Consider the following 19,345-nt stretch of genomic DNA (forward strand, 5'->3'; position numbering starts at 1 on the left):
GTTTATTTTTCAGTGTCCACGAGGCCCTTGACGAACCACTTCTGCATCAGCACCACCACCAGCGCGGGCGGCAGCATGGCGAGGATGGCTGTTGCCATCACCACATTCCATTCGTTCTGGCTGTCGCCGCCGGCAATCATCCTTTTGATACCGACCACCACGGGGTACATGTCTTCGCCAGTGGTCGCGAGCAGCGGCCAGAGGTACTGGTTCCAGCCGTAGATGAACTGAATGACGAACAGCGCCGCAATCGAGGTCTTCGACAACGGCAGCAGCACGTCGAAGAAGAAGCGCATGGGGCTGGCGCCGTCCATGCGCGAGGCCTCGGTGAGCTCGTCGGGCACCGTGAGGAAGAACTGGCGGAACAGGAACGTGGCCGTGGCCGACGCGATCAGCGGTACCGTGAGGCCCGCGTAGGTGTTCAGCATGTTCAGGTCCGACAACACCTTGTAGGTAGGCAGGATGCGCACCTCCACCGGCAGCATCAGCGTTACAAAGATGGCCCAGAAGCAGATCTTCTTGAACGGGAACCGGAAGTAGACGATGGCGAAGGCGGACAGCAGCGAGATGGTGATCTTGCCGATGGAAATCACCAAGGCCGACACCAGGCTGACCCACATCATGTGGGCCACGGGGGCGTTGGAGCCGGTGCTGGTTTCGCGCCCGAAGAGCGCGCCCTTGTAGCTGTCCAGCATGTTGGTGCCGGGCAAGAGCGGCATGGGGGCCTGCACGATTTCCTGTGCCGTGTGCGTGGATGCGACGAACGCCAGGTAGAGCGGAAAGGCGACCACGAACACGCCGAGGATCATCACCACATGGGCCAGGATGCCGTGGGTGCCACGTTTCTCAACCATGGAGGGCCTCCGCGAAATTCTTGTTTTGTTTCATCAGTATTGAACCTTCTTTTCCACGTAGCGGAACTGGATGACGGTCAGCGCCACCACGATCACCATCAGCACGACGGACTGCGCCGCCGAACCGCCGAGGTCCATGGCCTTGAAGCCGTCGTAATACACCTTGTAGACCAGGATCGCCGTGTCCTTGCCCGGGCCACCCTGGGTGGCCGCATCGACGATCGCGAAGGTGTCGAAGAAGGCGTAGACCACGTTGATCACCAGCAGGAAGAAGGTGGTGGGCGACAGGAGCGGAAACTGCACCGTCCAGAAGCGGCGCCACGGGCGCGCCCCGTCGATGGCCGCGGCCTCGATGAGCGACTTGGGGATCGACTGCAGCCCGGCCAGGAAGAACAGGAAGTTGTAGGAAATCTGCTTCCACACCGAGGCCATCACGATCAGCGTCATGGCGTGGCCCGAATCGAGCAGGTGGTTCCAATCGATGCCGATCTTGCCGAGCGCATAGGACACCACGCCCAGCGAAGGCGAGAACATGAAGACCCAGAGCACGGCCGCCACGGCGGGCGCCACCGCATAGGGCAGGATCAGCATGGTCTTGTAGAAGGTGCCGCCGCGCGTGATGCGATCGGCAAACACCGCCAGTGCCAGCGACAGCGTGATGCCGATGCCCGCCACCAGCACCGAGAACAGGGCGGTGGTCTTGAACGACTCCACATAGCTCGGGTCACTGAATATCTGGCGGAAGTTGTCGAGCCCGACGAACTCCACCGATGTGCCGAAGGCGTCTTGCTGCTGCAATGACTGCAACAGCGCCTGCGCCGCCGGCCAGAAGAAAAACACGAGGATCACCGCCATTTGCGGCAGCAGCAGCAGCCAGGGCAACCAGTCCGAGCGAAAGAAAACGCGTTTTTCCATGAACCCTCTGCATAAAAAATCCCGCCCAGTCCGCTCTTGCACAAGAGCGAACGGGGGCGGGCGATATTAGCCGGACACCAGGGCCCGGGCCTCAATCGTTAGCTTTTGTTTGCTTTCTGAAAGCGTTCCAGTTGCTCGTTGCCGCGCGTCACGATGGAGTCGAGCGCTTCCTTGGCGGTTTTCTTGCCGCTCCAGACCTGTTCGAGCTCTTCGTCCTCGATGGCGCGGATCTGCACGTAGTTGCCCAGGCGGATGCCGCGGCTCTTGTCGGTGACCTTGCGCACCATCTGCGTCACGGCCACGTCGGTGCCGGGGTTCTGCTTGTAGAAGCCGGATTCTTCGGTGAGCTTGTAGGAGGCCGTGGTCACGGGCAGGTAGCCCGTGCGCTTGTGGCTGGCGGACTGCACTTCAGGCGTGGAGATGAAGCTGAAGAACTTGGCCACGCCCTTGTACTCGGCCGGCTTCTTGCCCGACATCACCCAGAGGCTTGCGCCGCCGATCACGGTGTTCTGCGGTGCGCCCGGCACGTCCGGGTAGTAGGGCAGCGGAGCCACGGCGTAGGCGAACTTGGCGTTCTTGGCGACGTTGCCGTAGAAGCCCGAGGACGTGTTGATCATTGCGCACTCGCCCGACACGAACGAGGCTTCAGGCACGTTGCCGCGGCCCTTGTAGATGAACAAGCCCTGCTTGGCCATGTTGGCCAGGTTCTCGATGTGGCGCACATGCAGCGGCGAATTGATCTTCATGCGCGCGTCGAGGCCGGCGAGGCCGTTGCTCTTGGTCGCGAACTCGACGTTGTGCCAGGCCGAGAAGCTCTCCAGCTGGGTCCAACCCTGCCATGCGGTGGTGAACGGGCACTTGTGGCCGCTCGCCTTCAGCTTGGCGGCGGCGGCGGTCACTTCAGGCCAGGTCGAGGGCAGCTTGGCGGTGTCGATGCCGGCGGCCTTGAAGGCGTCCTTGTTGATATAGAACACCGTCGTCGAGCTGTTCAGGGGAAAGCTCAGCATCTGGCCGTTGGGCGCGGTGTAGTAGCCGGCCACGGCCGGAATGTAGGCGGCCGGGTCGAATTTTTCGCCTGCGTCCTTCATGACCTGGCCGACCGGCACGATGGCGCCCTTGCTGGCCATCATGGTCGCGGTGCCCACTTCGAACACCTGCAGGATGTGCGGTGCGTTGCCCGCGCGAAAGGCTGCGATGGAAGCCGTCATCGATTCGTCGTACGTGCCCTTGTAGGTCGGCACGATCTTGTATTCCTTCTGGCTCTCGTTGAACTGCTTGGCCAGGTCGTTGACCCACTCGTTGTTGACGGCGGTCATGGAATGCCACCACTGGATCTCGGTCTGGGCGTGGGCCAGGTTGAACAGCGTGGTGGCGGCCAGCGCCGATGCCAGCGCGAGCGTCTTGAATCGCATGAAGACTCCTGATGGGAAATGAAAGCGCGGATGCTAGGCCATGTGGATGACACGGCCGCGTCACATTGGCGCACGGACTGTTGTCATTTTCCAATCGGGAAAACCCCTTTGGCACCAGGCTTCCAGCAGGGCGTGGTCCCTTATGCTGCGGCGCAGCATGCTAGCATCGCCTACCCCTTTTTTCGGCCTAGCCTGTTGCCGTGGCCGGGGCTTCCGCGAGTACGTCATGAGCAGCAAAACCTCCCTCGACAAAAGCAGGATCAAGTTCCTTTTGCTCGAAGGCATCCACCCTTCCGCCGTGGAGGTCCTGCATGCCGCGGGCTACACCAACGTGGAATCGCTGCCAGGCGCGCTCCCCGACGCGGAGCTCAAGGCCAAGATCGCCGACGTTCACTTTCTGGGCATCCGTTCGCGCACGCAGCTGACGGCCGAGGTCTTCGCAGCCGCCCAGAAGCTGGTGGCGGCGGGGTGCTTCTGCATCGGCACCAACCAGGTCGACCTGGAAGCCGCGCGCGAGCATGGCGTGGCGGTGTTCAACGCTCCTTATTCCAACACCCGCTCGGTGGCCGAGCTGGTGCTGGCCGAAGCCATCCTGCTCTTGCGCGGCGTGCCTGAAAAGAGCGCGGTGGCGCACCGCGGCGGCTGGCTCAAGTCGGCCGAGAACGCCTTCGAAATTCGCGGCAAGACGCTGGGCATCGTGGGCTACGGCTCCATTGGAGCCCAGCTGTCGGTGCTGGCCGAGGCGCTGGGCATGCAGGTGGCCTTCTTCGACGTGGTCACGAAGCTGCCATTGGGCAACGCGCGCCAGGTGCGCGAGCTGCACCAGCTGCTGGCGCAGAGCGACATCGTGACCTTGCATGTGCCCGAGACGCAGGCTACCCAGTGGATGATTGGCGCGGCCGAAATCGCCGCCATGAAGCCGGGCGCCATCCTGATCAACGCTTCGCGCGGAACGGTGGTGGAGATCGAGCCCTTGGCCGAGGCGCTGAAGCAAAAAAAGCTGCTGGGCGCCGCCATCGACGTCTTTCCGGTCGAGCCGCGCACCAACAAGGACGAGTTCCAGTCGCCCTTGCGGGGGCTCGACAACGTGATTCTGACCCCCCACATCGGCGGTTCGACCATGGAGGCGCAGGCCAACATCGGCCTCGAGGTGGCGGAAAAGCTGGTCAAGTACAGCGACAACGGCACCTCGACTTCGTCGGTCAACTTTCCGGAAGTGGCGCTGCCGGCCCACCCCGGCAAGCACCGGCTGCTGCACGTGCACCGCAACGTGCCCGGCGTGCTGTCGGAAATCAACAAGATCTTCTCCGACAACAACATCAACATCTCCTCGCAGTTCCTGCAGACCAACGAGAAGATCGGCTACGTGGTGATGGACATCGACGCGGCGTACTCGGACCTGGCGCTGGAAAAGCTGGCCAAGGTGAACGGGACGATCCGCAGCCGCGTGCTGTTCTGAGGCCCCTCCGGGCAAACCCGCGGGCGGTGGCCTAAAATCCCCACCCCCGGCTATGGGCGCGCAGCGCCCGGCCGAGGTGCCACCCCCGATGAATGCTCCCACCGCGTTGACCACGCTGTTGTCGCAGGCCGCAGAGCCTGTACGACTGCGCGAGATCCCCTATAACTACACCAGCTTTTCCGATCGAGAGATCGTGATCCGCCTGTTGGGCGAGCGCGGCTGGGAACTGCTCCAGACCCTGCGCGCCGAGCGCCGCACCGGCCGGTCGGCCCGCATGCTGTACGAAGTGCTCGGCGATATCTGGGTGGTGCAGCGCAACCCCTACCTCGTCGACGACCTGCTCGACAACCCGCGCCGCCGCGGCCAGCTGGTCGATGCGCTCAAGCACCGCCTGGCCGAAGTCCAGAAGCGCCGCACCCCCGACAGCGACCTGCCGCGCGACCGGCTCGTGGGCGAACTCACTGGCCTGGTCGGCGAGGCTGTTGCCTCGTTCGACACCGCCTTCCGCGATGTGGCAGCCCTGCGCCGCAAGGCCACGCGCGTGCTGGGCCGCCTCACGGCCAAGGACAACATCAAGTTCGACGGCCTCTCGCGCGTGTCGCACGTCACCGATGCCACCGACTGGCGCGTCGAATATCCGTTCGTGGTGCTGTGCCCCGACACCGAGGCCGAGATGGCGCTGCTGGTCAAGGGCTGCATCGAGCTGGGCCTGACCATCATTCCGCGCGGCGGCGGCACGGGCTACACCGGCGGCGCCATTCCGCTCACGTGGAAGAGCGTGGTCATCAACACCGAAAAGCTCGAGGCCATGACCGAGGTCGAGATGGTCTCGCTTCCGGGCCTCGAAGCGCCCGTGGCCACGGTCTGGACCGAAGCGGGCGTCGTCACCCAGCGCGTGGCCGATGCAGCCGAGCGCGCGGGCTATGTGTTCGCGGTCGATCCCACCTCCGCCGAAGCCTCGTGCGTCGGCGGCAACGTGGCCATGAACGCCGGCGGCAAGAAGGCCGTCCTCTGGGGCACGGCGCTCGACAACCTGGCGTCGTGGCGCATGGTCACGCCGCAGGCCGAATGGCTCGAAGTCACGCGCATCGGCCACAACCTCGGCAAGATCCACGACGCCGAGAGCGCCGTCTTCGAGCTGCAGTACTACGCCGCCGACGGCAAGACCAGGCTGCGCACCGAGCGGCTGGACATTCCGGGCCGCACCTTCCGCAAGGAAGGCCTCGGCAAGGACGTGACCGACAAGTTTCTTTCGGGCCTGCCGGGCATCCAGAAAGAGGGCTGCGACGGCCTCATTACCAGCTGCCGCTGGGTGGTGCACCGCATGCCTGCGCACACGCGCACCGTGTGCCTTGAATTCTTCGGCAACGCGAAGGACGCGGTGCCCAGCATCGTCGAGATCAAGGACTTCATGTTCGCCGAGCAGAAGCGCTCGGGCGTGCTGCTGGCGGGCCTCGAACACCTGGACGACCGCTACCTGAAGGCCGTGGGCTACGCCACCAAGTCGAAAAAGCACGGCGGCCTGCCGAAGATGGTGCTGTTCGGCGACATCGCGGGCGACGACGCCGATGCGGTGGCGCGCGTCACCTCGGAAGTGGTGCGCATCGCCAACTCGCGCAGCGGCGAAGGCTTCATTGCCATCAGCCCCGAGGCGCGCAAGAAATTCTGGCTCGACCGCAAGCGCACGGCGGCCATCAGCAAGCACACCAACGCCTTCAAGATCAACGAAGACGTGGTCATTCCGCTGCCGCGCATGGCCGAGTACAGCGACGGCATCGAGCGCATCAACATCGAGCTTTCGCTGCAGAACAAGCTTGCGCTCACCGATGCGCTCGAAGCCTTTTTGCTGCGCGGCAACCTGCCGCTCGGCAAGACCGACGATGCGCATGAAATTCCGGCCGCCGAGCTGCTGGAAGACCGCGTGGCGCAGGCCGTGGCACTGGTGCAGGGCGTTCGTGCGCTCTGGGCCGAATGGCTGCGCGACGTGGACACGCTGTTTCCCCAACTGCAGGACCACACCCTGCGCGCCAGCTGGAAGACCCAGCTGCGCCAGCCGCTGCAGGAGATTTTCAGCGGCGCCGAATTCGCGCCGATCCTGGCCGAGTGCACCGCCATCCACAAGCAGGTGCTCAAGGGCCGCGTGTGGGTGGCGCTGCACATGCACGCGGGCGACGGCAACGTGCACACCAACATTCCCGTCAACAGCGACAACTACGACATGCTGCAGACCGCGCATGCCGCGGTGGTCCGCATCATGGCGCTCGCGCGCAGCCTCGACGGGGTGATTTCGGGCGAGCACGGCATCGGCATCACCAAGCTCGAATTCCTGAGCGACGAAGAGTTGAAGCCGTTCATGGACTACAAGCAGCGCGTCGACCCCGAAGGCCGCTTCAACAAGGGCAAGCTGCTGCGCCCGCCCGCGGGCGAAAACGTCGAGCTGCATGCCGACCTGACCAACGCCTACACGCCGAGCTTCGGCCTCATGGGGCACGAGTCGCTGATCATGCAGCAGAGCGACATCGGCGCCATTGCCGACAGCGTGAAGGACTGCCTGCGCTGCGGCAAGTGCAAGCCGGTGTGCGCCACGCACGTGCCGCGCGCCAACCTGCTGTACAGCCCGCGCAACAAGATCCTGGCGACCTCGCTGCTGGTGGAGGCTTTTCTTTATGAAGAGCAGACCCGGCGCGGCATCAGCATCAAGCACTGGGAAGAGTTCGAGGACGTGGCCGACCACTGCACCGTGTGCCACAAGTGCCTCACGCCGTGCCCGGTGAAGATCGACTTCGGCGACGTGTCGATGAACATGCGCAACCTGCTGCGCAAGATGGGTCAGAAGAGCTTCCGTCCCGGCAATGCGGCCGCGATGTTCTTCCTTAACGCAACCAACCCGCAGACCATCAAGGCGGTGCGTGCGGGCATGGTGGGCATCGGCTTCAAGGCTCAGCGCCTGGCCAACGACCTGCTGCGCGGGCTTGCCCGCAAGCAGACGGCCGCGCCACCGGCCACGCTGGGCCCGGCGCCGGTGAAGGAGCAGGTGATCCACTTCATCAACAAGAAGATGCCGGGCAACCTGCCGAAGAAGACGGCGCGCGCGCTGCTCGACATCGAGGACGCCGACTACGTGCCGATCATCCGCAACCCGAAGGCGACCACCTCGGAGACCGAGGCGGTCTTCTACTTTCCGGGCTGCGGTTCGGAGCGCCTGTTCTCGCAGGTGGGCCTGGCCACGCAGGCCATGCTCTGGCATGCGGGCGTGCAGACCGTGCTGCCGCCCGGCTACTTGTGCTGCGGCTATCCGCAGCGCGGCAGCGGCCAGTTCGACAAGGCCGAGAAGATGATCACGGACAACCGCGTGCTCTTCCACCGCGTGGCCAACACGCTCAACTACCTGGACATCAAGACGGTGGTGGTGAGCTGCGGCACCTGCTACGACCAGCTGCAGGGCTACCAGTTCGACAAGATCTTCCCGGGCTGCCGGATCATCGACATCCACGAATACCTGCTCGAGAAGGGCATCACGCTGGCCGATGCAGGCGGTGGCGGCTATCTCTACCACGACCCCTGCCACAGCCCGATGAAGCTGCAGGACCCGATGAAGACCGTGAAGGCGCTGGTCGGCGACAACGTGCTCAAGAACGACCGCTGCTGCGGCGAGTCGGGCACGCTGGGCGTGTCGCGGCCCGACATCTCCACGCAGATCCGCTTCCGCAAGGAGGAAGAGCTGAAGAAGGGCGAAGCTGCCCTGCGCGCGAACGGGCAGGTCGGCGAAAAAGACAACGTCAAGATCCTGACCAGCTGCCCGAGCTGCCTGCAAGGCCTCTCGCGCTACGGCAACGACCTGAACAACGGGCTGCTCGAGGCCGACTACATCGTGGTCGAGATGGCCAACAAGATTCTCGGCAAGGACTGGATGCCGGAGTACGTGGCCGCCGCCAACCACGGCGGCATCGAGCGGGTGCTGGTATGACCATGGCCACCACCGGCCCGGTTCCGGGCTGCCCGTTCTGCGAAGGCCCCGGCGGCCGCGTCGTGTTCGAAGGTGCGAAGCTGCGCGTCATTCATGCCGAAGAGGCCGGCTTTCCGGCCTTCTACCGCGTGATCTGGCGCGAGCACGCGGCGGAATTTTCGGACCTCAGCGCCGCCGATCGCGTGCTGTGCATGGAGGCCGTCGCGGTCGTCGAGCAGTGCCTGCGCGAGCATCTGTCGCCGGCCAAGATCAACCTTGCGGCGCTCGGCAACATGGTGCCGCACCTGCATTGGCATGTGATTGCGCGCTTCGCCGACGACACCCATTTTCCGGGCTCCGTCTGGGCGCCGGTGCAGCGCGAGGCCAATGCAACCCAGGGAGCCGCCGTGGCCGCGCGCCTGCCCGCGCTCGAGAGTGCGATGATGGCCCAATTGGGCACAAGGAGCTTCTGATGGCAGGTTTGCAAGCCGGCGCACCGACGCCGCAATCGATCACCGTGCACGGCCAGTCGCGCATGCTCGAGGTCGGGTTTTCCGACGGCGCCACGTTCCGCATTCCGTTCGAGCTGATGCGCATCTATTCGCCGTCGGCCGAAGTGCAGGGCCACGGCCCAGGCCAGGAAGTGCTGCAGACCGGCAAGCGCGAGGTCGAACTTGTCGACCTGAAGCCGGTGGGCAACTACGCCGTGCAGCCGGTCTTCAGCGACGGGCACGACACGGGCATCTTCTCGTGGAACCTGCTGTACGAACTCGGCGCCAAGCAGGCGGAGCTCTGGGCCGAGTACGAACGCCGGCTTGCCGCCGCGGGCGTCGACCGTGACGCGCCGATGATCGACAAGGGCGGCTCCGCCTGCAGCAGCCACTGAGCCCTAGACGGCCTCCGCTACCGAAAAGATAGCCGCGCAGGCAAGCGCGGCGCGCTCTGCAGCGCCCCGCTATTTGAAGAAAAAGCAACAAATGCCCGGCGTCTTCGCAGGGTCGCCATCTTGAGGTGTGTGCTTCCGGCCTAATATCAGGCCAATGAGCACCACCCACTTCGGCTTCGAAAAAGTCGACGAAAGCGAGAAAGCGCAACGTGTTCGCGGCGTCTTCGACTCCGTCGCCACGCGTTACGATCTCATGAACGACCTGATGTCGATGGGGCTGCACCGCGCCTGGAAGGCCTACACCGTGATGGTGGCCAATGTGGGCGAAGGCTCGCGCGTGCTCGACATCGCGGGCGGCACCGGCGACCTCGCACTGGCTTTCTCCAAGAAGGTCGGCGCCAGCGGCCAGGTGGTGCACACCGACATCAACGAAGCCATGCTGCGCACCGGCCGCGACCGGTTGCTCGATGCCGGCGTGGCACTGCCCACGCTGGTGTGCGACGCCGAGAAGCTGCCCTTCCCGAGCGACCACTTCGACGTGGTGACCGTCGCCTTCGGCCTGCGCAACATGACGCACAAGGACATTGCCCTGAAGGAAATGAACCGCGTGCTCAAGCCGCGCGGCAAGCTCCTGGTGCTCGAGTTCTCGAAGGTGGCCAAGCCGCTCGCAAAGGCCTACGACTGGTATTCGTTCAATGTGCTGCCGCGCCTGGGCAAGCTGGTGGCGGGCGACGACGCGAGCTACCGCTACCTGGCCGAATCGATCCGGATGCATCCCGCGCAGGACGAACTCAAGACCCTCATGAAAGAGGGCGGTTTCGGGCATGTGGACTATCACAACATGACGGGTGGCGTGGTCGCCCTTCATGTTGGAATCAAGTGTTGATGACGCGAATTCTTCGCTCTAAAGAGGAGACGACATGAAAAGTTTGAGTTCTTTGTTCCTGGCTTGCGTGCTGGCCCTGGTCAGCGTGCAGGCTGACGCTGCCCGTATGGGCGGCGGCAAGTCGGTCGGCCGCCAATCGTCCAATGTGACGCAGCGCGAATCCGCATCGCCCACCGCGCCCGCGCAGCAAAACGCAACCAATGCAGCGCCGCGGCCCGCAACGCCGGCGCCCGCTGCCGCGGCGCCCAAGCGCCCGTGGGGTGCGATGCTCGGCGGCCTCGCCGCCGGCCTGGGCCTGGCCTGGCTCGCAAATTCGCTCGGCCTTGGCGCCGGCTTTGCCAACATCCTGCTGATCGGCCTGCTGGTCATGGCCGGCCTGTTTGTCTGGCGCATGTTCAAGGCGCGCTCGGCCGCCTCGTCGGGCGCCAACCGCCAGGGCGGCTTCGCCTTCCAGGGCGCGGGCAACCCGGCCAACGCCAGCGCGCCTGCGCAGTACAGCCCCGCCAACGTCGGCAACGACGCCTCGGCGCGGCCTTGGGAGCGCAACACAGCCGCCTTTGACGCCTCGCCCGCACACACCGACGAGCGGCATGGCAGCAGCCTTTCCGCGGCGGGTGCCGCGGCCGGCGGCAGCATGATCGGCTCGGCGCTCTCGGGCTCGCAGTCTTGGGGTATTCCGGTCGGCTTCGACGTGGACGGCTTCCTTGGCGCCGCCAAGCGCAACTTCGTCACGCTGCAAGACGCCTGGGACCGCGCCGACGTCACTACGCTGCGCTCCATGATGACCGACAGCATGGTCGACGAGATCCGCACGCAGCTGGCCGACCGCGCCAGCCACACCGGCGGCGCCCCGAACAAGACCGAGGTGGTGATGCTCGACGCCAAGCTGCTCGGCATCGAGGAACTGGCCGATGCCTACATGGCCAGCGTGGAGTTCTCCGGCATGATCCGCGAGGACGACTCGGCCGGCCCGGGCCCGTTCCGCGAAGTCTGGAACATGACCAAGCCCGTCAGCGGCAACAGCGGCTGGCTGGTGGCAGGCGTGCAAGCGTTGCAGTAAGCGCATTCCGGCGGCCATGAGGCCGCTTACAGAACCGATAATGGGGACATGGCCACACCATCGTCCCCATTTTCTTTTCTCGACGACCTGTTCAATCGCATCGGCGAACGGCTGCAGCCGCCCGCTTGGGCTGTGCACGAGATCCAGCACCGCGCGGTGCTGTTTCTCAACCACGTGCTGCAGCAGGAGCCCGAGGCCCAGCAGCGGCTGCTGCGGCAGCAGGGGCGGGTGGTGCGCTTCCAGTGGCGCTTCGTCACGATGGAGCTGGTGGCCACGCCCGCCGGCCTGCTCGACCTGGCCCCGCCGGGCTCGGTGCCTGAGCTCACGCTCACCGTCACGGATGAGTCCCCCTTCGACCTGGCGCGCGCCACGCTGCGCGGCGACAAGCCCTCGGTGCAGATCATCGGCGACGTGCAGCTTGCGGCCGAGGTCAACTGGCTGGTCGACCATGTCCGCTGGGATGTCGAGGACGACCTCGCGCGCCTGATCGGCGACGTGCCGGCACACACCATCGCCAACGGCGCCCGCAAGGTGGCGGGCGCGCTGCGCCAGTTCGTCGGCGGCAAGCCCCCGCAAGCCGGCGGTTCGGCGGCCGGCGCGGCGAGCACGGCCGAATGAGGCGCTTCTACCGCGGATTCTTCATCGTCTGGGTCGCGCTGCGCTACGGCCTGGACGAGCTCGTGCTCACGAGCTTCCAGAAGCCCTGGCTGCGCGTGGTGGCGCGGGTCGTTTCCATCGGCCGCAACCTCGACGCGCCGCGCGGCCAGCGCCTGCGCGAGGCGCTCGAGCGGCTGGGCCCCATCTTCGTGAAGTTCGGCCAGGTGCTCTCCACCCGGCGCGACCTGCTGCCGCCCGACATTGCCGACGAGCTTGCCTTCTTGCAGGACCGTGTGCCGCCGTTCCCGTCGTCCGTGGCCATTGCCACGATCGAGCGGGCCTTCCGCCGGCCGGTGGGCGACGTGTTCGTGCAGTTCGACGAGACGCCGATTGCCAGCGCGTCCATCGCCCAGGTCCACTTTGCGACCATCCGCACCAACCAGGGCGAGGTGCGGGAGGTGGCCGTCAAGGTGCTGCGCCCCAGCATGCGCGGCGTGATCGAGAAAGACCTCGCGCTCATGGCCATGATGGCCGGCTGGGTCGAGCGGCTCTCGCCCGACGGCAAGCGCCTGAAGCCGCGCGAGGTGGTCGGCGAGTTCGACAAGTACCTGCACGACGAGCTCGACCTGGTGCGGGAAGCTGCCAACGCAGCCCAGCTGCGCCGCAACATGGCCGAACTCGACCTGGTGCTCATCCCCGAGATGTTCTGGGACTTCTGCCACCCCGAGGTGATCGTGATGGAGCGCATGAACGGCGTTCCCATTGCACAGCTCGACCGGCTGCGCGCGGCCGGTGTCGACATTCCCAAGCTCGCTCGCGACGGCGTCACGATCTTCTTCACCCAGGTGTTCCGCGACGGCTTCTTTCATGCCGACATGCACCCGGGAAACATCCAGGTGAGCCTCGCGCCGGAGACCTTCGGGCGCTACATCTCGCTCGACTTCGGCATCATCGGCACGCTCACCGAGTCGGACAAGGAATACCTCGCGCAGAATTTCGTGGCCTTCTTCCGGCGCGACTACAAGCGCGTGGCCGAGCTGCACCTGGAAAGCGGTTGGGTGCCCGAAGGCACCCGCATCGACGAGCTGGAGGCGGCAATCCGCACCGTGTGCGAGCCGTATTTCGACCGGCCGCTGAAGGAAATCTCGCTCGGCATGGTGCTGATGCGGCTGTTCCAGACCTCGCGGCGTTTCCACGTCGAGATCCAGCCGCAGCTGGTGCTGCTGCAGAAAACCCTGCTCAACATCGAGGGCCTGGGCCGCCAGCTCGACCCGGAGCTCGATCTCTGGCACACCGCCAAGCCCTTCCTCGAGAAGTGGATGGTCGACCAGATCGGCCCCAAGAAGCTGTTCCAGCAGCTCAAGGCCGAGGCGCCGCGCTACGCAAAACTGCTGCCGCAACTGCCGCGGCTGCTGCACGATTTCCTTGAAAATCGGCCCGCCGACAACCGCCGCGAACTGCTCGAACTGCTGGCCGCGCAAAAGCGCACCAACCGGTTGCTGCAGACCATCATCTACGGTGGCATAGGATTTGTATTGGGATTGCTCGCCATGCAGTTGCTGGTGCGCGTGAAGTTGTTCTAGAGGAGAGTCTCCGTGTTGCTGACGCTGGTTGTCGTTTATCTGCTGGTCACCATTGCGATCGGCCTCTACGCCGCCAAGCGGGTGAAGAACACCACCGACTTCGCCATTGCGGGGCGGCACCTGCCGCTCTTCATGATCGTGACGACCACCTTCGCCACCTGGTTCGGCTCCGAAACGGTGCTCGGCATTCCGGCCAAGTTCATCGAAAGCGGGCTGAGCGGCGTGGTCGAAGACCCGTTCGGCGCGGGCACCTGCCTCATCCTGGTCGGGCTGTTCTTTGCGGGCAAGCTCTACCGCATGACCTTGCTGACCATCAGCGATTACTACCGCGAGCGCTACGGCCGCGGCGTGGAGGTGGCCTGCTCGCTCATCATCATGCTGAGCTACCTGGGCTGGGTGTCGGCGCAGGTCACGGCGCTGGGGCTGGTGTTCAACGTGCTTTCCGCCGGCGCCATCAGCATTCCGCTGGGCATGGTGATCGGGGTGGTCTCCATCCTGGCGTACACCCTCTTCGGCGGCATGTGGTCGGTGGCGGTGACCGACTTCATCCAGATGATCATCCTCGTCGCGGGGCTTGCCATCATTGCGGTGTTCGCCGGCAACATGGCCGGCGGCGCGGACAAGGTGGTGGCCTTCGCGGTCAGCAAGGATCTCTTCAAGTTCTGGCCCGAGCCCAACTGGCACGACATGGTGTTCTTCCTTGCCGCAGCCATCACGATGATGCTCGGCTCCATTCCGCAGCAGGACGTGTTCCAGCGCGTCATGTCGGCCAATGGCGTCAAGGCAGCGACGCGGGGGCCGGTCATTGGCGGCGTGGCGTACATCCTGTTCGCCTTCGTGCCCATGTTCCTGGTGGCCAGCGCGCTCCTGATCATGCCGGAGCAGACGGCCGCGCTGCTGAAGGACGATCCGCAGAAGGTGCTGCCGACCCTGGTGCTCGAGAAGATGCCTTTCGTGATGCAGGTGCTGTTCTTCGGCGCGCTGCTGTCGGCCATCAAGTCGACCGCCTCGGCCACGCTGCTGGCGCCGAGCGTTACCTTCACCGAGAACATCTGGCGCCAGTTCCGCCCGTCGGGCACCGACCGCCAGAACCTCATGACGATGCGCATCACGGTGCTGGTCTTCAGCGCGGCCGTGCTGGCCTACGCGATCCGCATGCAGGGCACGCCCATCTACGAACTGGTGTCGGGCGCCTACCAGGTGCCGCTGGTCGGCGCCTTCGTGCCGCTGGTGTGCGGACTTTACTGGCGCCGCGCTACCACGCAGGGGGCACTCGCTTCGATCCTGTTCGGCATCGGCACCTGGCTGCTCTTCCTGTCGATGCCCTGGAGCGCCGAATTCCCGGCCCAGCTGGCCGGCGTGCTCGCCTCCTTCGGCGGCATGGTGGCCGGATCGCTGGCGCCGCAGTGGGTGACCAACACCCGCACCCCGCACCGGATGCTCGCAGCCTAGGAACGCCCCCCGAAGCGCCTTTGGTGCCTCCCCCCACTGGGGGGCGCACCCGGCGGCCCGGCAGAGCCGGTTCCACGGGTGCACTGGCCGGGCCATGCGGGTTCATGCCTGCAGGGGCACCCTTATAATCGAGGGCTTTGCGAGCGGCCTCTGCTCGGTTTTTGCGCCGCTTTTTTACTCAATTCCATGCCCATTTACGCCTACAAGTGCAGCGCCTGCGGCTTTGCCAAGGACGCCCTGCAAAAAATGTCCGATGCGCCGCTCACGGTGTGTCCGGCATGCGGCGCGAGTGCCTTCGAAAAGCAGGTCACCGCCGCCGGTTTCCAGCTCAAGGGTTCCGGCTGGTACGTGACCGACTTCCGCGACGGCGGCGGCAAGAAGGCCGAAGCCGCCACGGCTGCACCCGCGACCAATGGCGACAGCGCTGCCGCGCCGGCCGCCAAGACCGCGGACGCTTCCAGCCCCGCGCCTGCACCCGCCCCTGCCTCCAGCCCTGCGCCGGCACCAGCTGCCGCGGCCAAGAGCGACTGACGAGCGACCGAGAACAACACACCATGCTCGCCCTGCGCAAATGGCTGTTTTCCGGCTTGCTGGTCATCGTTCCGCTGTTCATCACCCTGGCGGTGCTCAAGTGGATCATCGACACGCTGGACCAGACGCTCTGGGTGCTGCCGCTGGGTTGGCAAACATGGCTGCACGAAAACAACGTGCGCGGCCTCGGCGTGCTGCTCACGCTGGCCATCTTGCTGGGCGTGGGTGCCATTGCAAGCAACTTCGTGGGCAAGCGCCTGCTCGGATGGGGCGACGCGGTGGTGCGGCGCATTCCCGTGGTGCGCTCGATCTACTCGAGCGTCAAGCAGGTGTCGGACACGCTGTTCTCCGAAAACGGCAACGCCTTTCGCACCGCGGTGCTGGTGCAGTGGCCCCGAGAGGGCGTGTGGACCATCGCCTTCGTGACCGGCGCGCCGGGTAGCGACGTGGTCGAGCACCTGGGCGGCGGCGACTACCTCAGCGTCTATGTACCCACAACGCCCAACCCGACGGGCGGTTATTTCGTGATGCTCAAGCGCAGCGACTGCATCGAACTCAAGATGAGCGTGGACGAAGCGCTCAAATACATCGTCTCGATGGGCGTGGTCGTTCCCGGCGGCCCCTCGACCCTCGCGAACAAGTAAGAAACGCGCCTTCGCGGCGCTGGAAATCAAGATATGGCCATGCGTACTCACTATTGCGGTCTTGTGACCGAAGCCCTGATGGGCCAAACCGTCACCCTGTGCGGCTGGGTCAACCGCCGCCGCGACCATGGCGGCGTGATCTTCGTCGACGTGCGCGACCGCGAAGGCTACGTGCAGGTGGTGTGCGACCCCGATCGCGCCTCCACCTTTGCCGTGGCGGAAAACCTGCGCAACGAGTTCTGCGTTCAGATCACCGGCCTGGTGCGCGCGCGCCCCGAAGGCACCACCAACGACCAGCTCAAGAGCGGCAAGATCGAAGTGCTGTGCCATGAACTCAAGGTGCTCAACCCCTCGGTCACGCCCCCGTTCCTGCTGGACGATGACAACCTGTCGGAAACCACGCGCCTCACGCACCGCGTGCTCGACCTGCGCCGCCCGGCCATGCAGCGCAACATGATGCTTCGCTACAAGGTCACGATGGAAACGCGCAAGTTCCTCGACGCCAACGGCTTCATCGACATCGAGACGCCGATGCTCGGCAAGTCCACGCCCGAAGGCGCGCGCGACTACCTGGTGCCTAGCCGCGTGCATGACGGCAGCTTCTTTGCGCTGCCGCAGTCGCCCCAGCTCTTCAAGCAGCTCTTGATGGTGGCCGGCTACGACCGCTACTACCAGATCGTGAAGTGCTTCCGCGACGAAGACCTGCGCGCCGACCGCCAGCCTGAATTCACGCAGATCGACATCGAGACCTCGTTCCTCGCCGAAGAAGAAATCCGCGAGATGTTCGAGGGCATGATCCGCAACGTGTTCCGCAATGCCGCGGGCATCGACCTGCCGGTGTTCCCGACCATGACGTACGCGGACGCCATGTTCAAGTACGGCTCCGACAAGCCCGATCTGCGCGTGAAGCTCGAGTTCACCGAACTCACCGAGCTCATGAAGCGCGTGGAATTCAAGGTGTTCTCCAACGCCGCCACCATGCAGGGCGGCCGTGTGGTGGCACTGCGCGTGCCGGGCGGCGGTGCCGAAGGCGGCCTGTCGCGCGGCGAAATCGACGCGTACCAGGAATTCGTCAAGATCTACGGCGCCAAGGGCCTGGCCTACATCAAGGTCAACGACGCAGCCGCCGGCCGCGAAGGCCTGCAGAGCCCGATCGTCAAGAACCTCGACGACGCCTCGCTGGCCGAGATCATCGCCCGCACGGGTGCCTGCAACGGCGACATCCTGTTCTTCGGCGCCGACAAGGAAAAGATCGTCAACGATGCCATCGGCGCGCTGCGCGTGAAGATCGGCCACAGCGCCTTCGGCAAGAAGGCCGGCCTGTTCGACGACCGCTGGGCGCCTCTGTGGGTGGTCGACTTCCCGATGTTCGAGTTCGACGAGGAAGGCCAGCGCTGGAGCGCCGTGCACCACCCGTTCACCGCGCCGAAGGACGGCCATGAAGACCTCATGGACACCGCGCCCGAGAAGTGCATTGCCAAGGCTTACGACATGGTGCTCAACGGCATCGAGATGGGCGGCGGCTCGGTGCGTATCCACCGCGAGGAAGTGCAGAGCAAGGTGTTCCGCGCGCTCAAGATCAGCGCCGAGGACGCCCAGCTCAAGTTCGGCTTCCTGCTCGACGCGCTGCAATACGGCGCCCCGCCGCACGGCGGCATCGCCATCGGCCTGGACCGCCTGGTCATGCTGATGACCGGCGCCGAGTCGATCCGCGACGTGATCGCCTTCCCCAAGACCCAGCGCGCGCAAGACCTGCTCACGCAGGCGCCGAGCCCGGTCGACGAGAAGCAGTTGCGCGAGCTGCACATCCGGCTGCGCAACGTGCAGCAACCCGCCTGATGCGCCCATGACGACGAGCATCCGGCCCTGGAAGATTCCGGAGTCGGTGCTGGTCGTCATTCATACGCCGGCGCTCGACGTGCTGCTGATCCGGCGCGCCGATGCCAATGACTTCTGGCAATCGGTCACCGGCAGCAAGGACCTGGCCGACGAGCCGCTCATGCTCACCGCCGCGCGCGAGGTGGCCGAGGAAACCGGCATCCAGTGCGGCGAGGGCACGCCGCTGGCCGCGCGGCTGGTCGATTGGCAGCTGAGCAACGTCTACGAAATCTACCCCGGTTGGCGCGCACGCTATGAACCGGGCGTGACGCACAACACCGAGCACCTGTTCGGCCTGTGCGTGCCCGAGCGCCTGGTGCCCACCCTGGCACCGCGCGAGCACACCGACTGGAAATGGCTGCCCTACCGCGAGGCGGCCGACGCGTGCTTTTCTCCGTCGAATGCCGAAGCCATTCTGTTGCTGCCAGAATTTGCCAGATGAACCTGCCGGCACACACCCTTCGGGTCGCGACCTACAACATCCACAAGGGTGTGCAAGGCATCGGGCCGGCAAGGCGGCTGGAAATCCACAACCTGGGGCATGCGATCGAGCAACTGGACGCCGACATCGTCTGCCTGCAGGAGGTTCGCAAGATGAACCGGCAGGCCGCGCTCCGCTTCGAGCGCTGGCCCGAGCTTCCGCAGGCCGACTTCCTGGCGCCCGAGGGCTACACCGCGGTTTATGAAACCAATGCCATCACGCGCCACGGCGAGCACGGCAATGCGCTGCTCACCCGCTGGCCGGTGATCCGCACCGGCCACCAGGACATTTCCGACCACCGCTTCGAACAGCGCGGGCTGCTGCACGTGGTCATCGAGGTGGAGGGCCGGCCCGTGCATGCCATCGTCGTGCACCTGGGGCTCATCAAGGGCAGCCGCGTGCGGCAGGTCGCCCGCCTGCGGGAGTTCATCGAGCGCGAAGTGCCGGCCGGCGAGGCGGTGGTGGTTGCGGGCGACTTCAACGACTGGGGCGCGCGCATGCGCTACGCCATGAACGCCATGGGCCTGCGCGACACCAGCGACCTGCGCGGGTCGCGAACCCTTACCTATCCCTCGCGCCTGCCCGTGGCGCAGCTCGACTTCGTCTATGGGCGGCACCTGGAGCCGGTGGCCTGTTCGGTGCCGCGCGGGCCGATCTGGGCGCGAATGTCCGACCACCTGCCGCTGGTCGCCGACTTTGCGCTGGCATGAGGCGCGCTTTTGCTGGCTTCTCCCTGCTGGGCCTGCAAAATGCGTTCGCTG

Annotated in this window: 17 protein-coding genes; 14 read left to right on the forward strand and 3 right to left on the reverse strand. The window is 65.3% G+C overall.

Annotated elements, in window-relative coordinates; translation table 11 throughout:
• Positions 1-2: 2 nt before the first annotated feature.
• The 3 genes from ugpE to ugpB form a co-directional block, all read right to left on the reverse strand.
• Positions 3-854 carry a sn-glycerol-3-phosphate ABC transporter permease UgpE gene (ugpE, locus tag EJI00_RS15345; protein ID WP_126748368.1) on the reverse strand — a complete coding sequence of 284 codons (852 nt, stop codon included), beginning with the start codon at positions 852-854 and terminating at the stop codon, positions 3-5.
• Positions 855-887: 33 nt separating this feature from the next.
• Positions 888-1,769: a sn-glycerol-3-phosphate ABC transporter permease UgpA gene (ugpA, locus tag EJI00_RS15350; protein WP_126748369.1), complete on the reverse strand. Its 882-nt coding sequence runs from the start codon at positions 1,767-1,769 to the stop codon at positions 888-890.
• A gap of 98 nt (positions 1,770-1,867) precedes the next feature.
• Positions 1,868-3,181, reverse strand: coding sequence for a sn-glycerol-3-phosphate ABC transporter substrate-binding protein UgpB (gene ugpB, locus EJI00_RS15355; protein WP_126748370.1), 1,314 nt, complete (start codon positions 3,179-3,181; stop codon positions 1,868-1,870).
• A gap of 226 nt (positions 3,182-3,407) precedes the next feature.
• Between ugpB and serA the strand changes: the two genes are divergently transcribed.
• From serA to EJI00_RS15425, 14 genes are all read left to right on the forward strand, one after another.
• A complete protein-coding gene (gene serA / locus EJI00_RS15360) occupies positions 3,408-4,640 on the forward strand; it encodes a phosphoglycerate dehydrogenase (protein ID WP_126748371.1) in 1,233 nt (410 codons plus the stop codon).
• Positions 4,641-4,728: 88 nt separating this feature from the next.
• Complete coding sequence (locus EJI00_RS15365; protein ID WP_126748372.1) at positions 4,729-8,607, forward strand: DUF3683 domain-containing protein; 3,879 nt, start codon at positions 4,729-4,731, stop codon at positions 8,605-8,607.
• Entirely contained in the window at positions 8,604-9,059 is a 456-nt protein-coding gene (locus EJI00_RS15370; RefSeq protein WP_260590739.1) for an HIT family protein, read from the forward strand. The genes EJI00_RS15365 and EJI00_RS15370 overlap by 4 nt, the downstream gene beginning before the upstream one ends.
• A complete protein-coding gene (locus EJI00_RS15375) occupies positions 9,059-9,472 on the forward strand; it encodes a gamma-butyrobetaine hydroxylase-like domain-containing protein (protein ID WP_126748373.1) in 414 nt (137 codons plus the stop codon). Before EJI00_RS15370 ends, EJI00_RS15375 begins: the two co-directional genes overlap by 1 nt.
• Positions 9,473-9,626: 154 nt before the next feature.
• Positions 9,627-10,358, forward strand: coding sequence for a bifunctional demethylmenaquinone methyltransferase/2-methoxy-6-polyprenyl-1,4-benzoquinol methylase UbiE (ubiE, locus tag EJI00_RS15380; protein WP_126748374.1), 732 nt, complete (start codon positions 9,627-9,629; stop codon positions 10,356-10,358).
• A 34-nt stretch (positions 10,359-10,392) separates the two neighbouring features.
• Complete coding sequence (locus EJI00_RS15385; protein ID WP_126748375.1) at positions 10,393-11,418, forward strand: Tim44 domain-containing protein; 1,026 nt, start codon at positions 10,393-10,395, stop codon at positions 11,416-11,418.
• Positions 11,419-11,466: 48 nt separating this feature from the next.
• Positions 11,467-12,036: an SCP2 domain-containing protein gene (locus EJI00_RS15390; protein WP_126748376.1), complete on the forward strand. Its 570-nt coding sequence runs from the start codon at positions 11,467-11,469 to the stop codon at positions 12,034-12,036.
• Positions 12,033-13,598 (forward strand): ubiquinone biosynthesis regulatory protein kinase UbiB, encoded by a 1,566-nt coding sequence (gene ubiB, locus EJI00_RS15395; RefSeq protein WP_126748377.1) that lies wholly within the window; start codon positions 12,033-12,035, stop codon positions 13,596-13,598. The genes EJI00_RS15390 and ubiB overlap by 4 nt, the downstream gene beginning before the upstream one ends.
• A 12-nt stretch (positions 13,599-13,610) precedes the next feature.
• Complete coding sequence (locus tag EJI00_RS15400; RefSeq protein ID WP_126748378.1) at positions 13,611-15,050, forward strand: sodium:solute symporter family protein; 1,440 nt, start codon at positions 13,611-13,613, stop codon at positions 15,048-15,050.
• A 186-nt stretch (positions 15,051-15,236) separates the two neighbouring features.
• Positions 15,237-15,581: an FmdB family zinc ribbon protein gene (locus EJI00_RS15405; RefSeq protein ID WP_126748379.1), complete on the forward strand. Its 345-nt coding sequence runs from the start codon at positions 15,237-15,239 to the stop codon at positions 15,579-15,581.
• 23 nt (positions 15,582-15,604) lie between these two features.
• On the forward strand, positions 15,605-16,225 hold the full coding sequence (locus EJI00_RS15410; protein ID WP_126748380.1) for a DUF502 domain-containing protein: 621 nt from the start codon (positions 15,605-15,607) through the stop codon (positions 16,223-16,225).
• Between the two features lie 33 nt (positions 16,226-16,258).
• Positions 16,259-18,064, forward strand: a complete 1,806-nt coding sequence (aspS, locus tag EJI00_RS15415; protein ID WP_126748381.1) for an aspartate--tRNA ligase — start codon at positions 16,259-16,261, stop codon at positions 18,062-18,064.
• A gap of 7 nt (positions 18,065-18,071) precedes the next feature.
• A complete protein-coding gene (nudB, locus tag EJI00_RS15420) occupies positions 18,072-18,545 on the forward strand; it encodes a dihydroneopterin triphosphate diphosphatase (RefSeq protein WP_126748382.1) in 474 nt (157 codons plus the stop codon).
• A complete protein-coding gene (locus EJI00_RS15425; protein ID WP_126748383.1) occupies positions 18,542-19,294 on the forward strand; it encodes an endonuclease/exonuclease/phosphatase family protein in 753 nt (250 codons plus the stop codon). The genes nudB and EJI00_RS15425 overlap by 4 nt, the downstream gene beginning before the upstream one ends.
• Positions 19,295-19,345: the final 51 nt, after the last annotated feature.

Origin of the sequence: Variovorax sp. DXTD-1, assembly GCF_003984625.1 — a bacterium.
Classification (GTDB): domain Bacteria; phylum Pseudomonadota; class Gammaproteobacteria; order Burkholderiales; family Burkholderiaceae_C; genus Variovorax.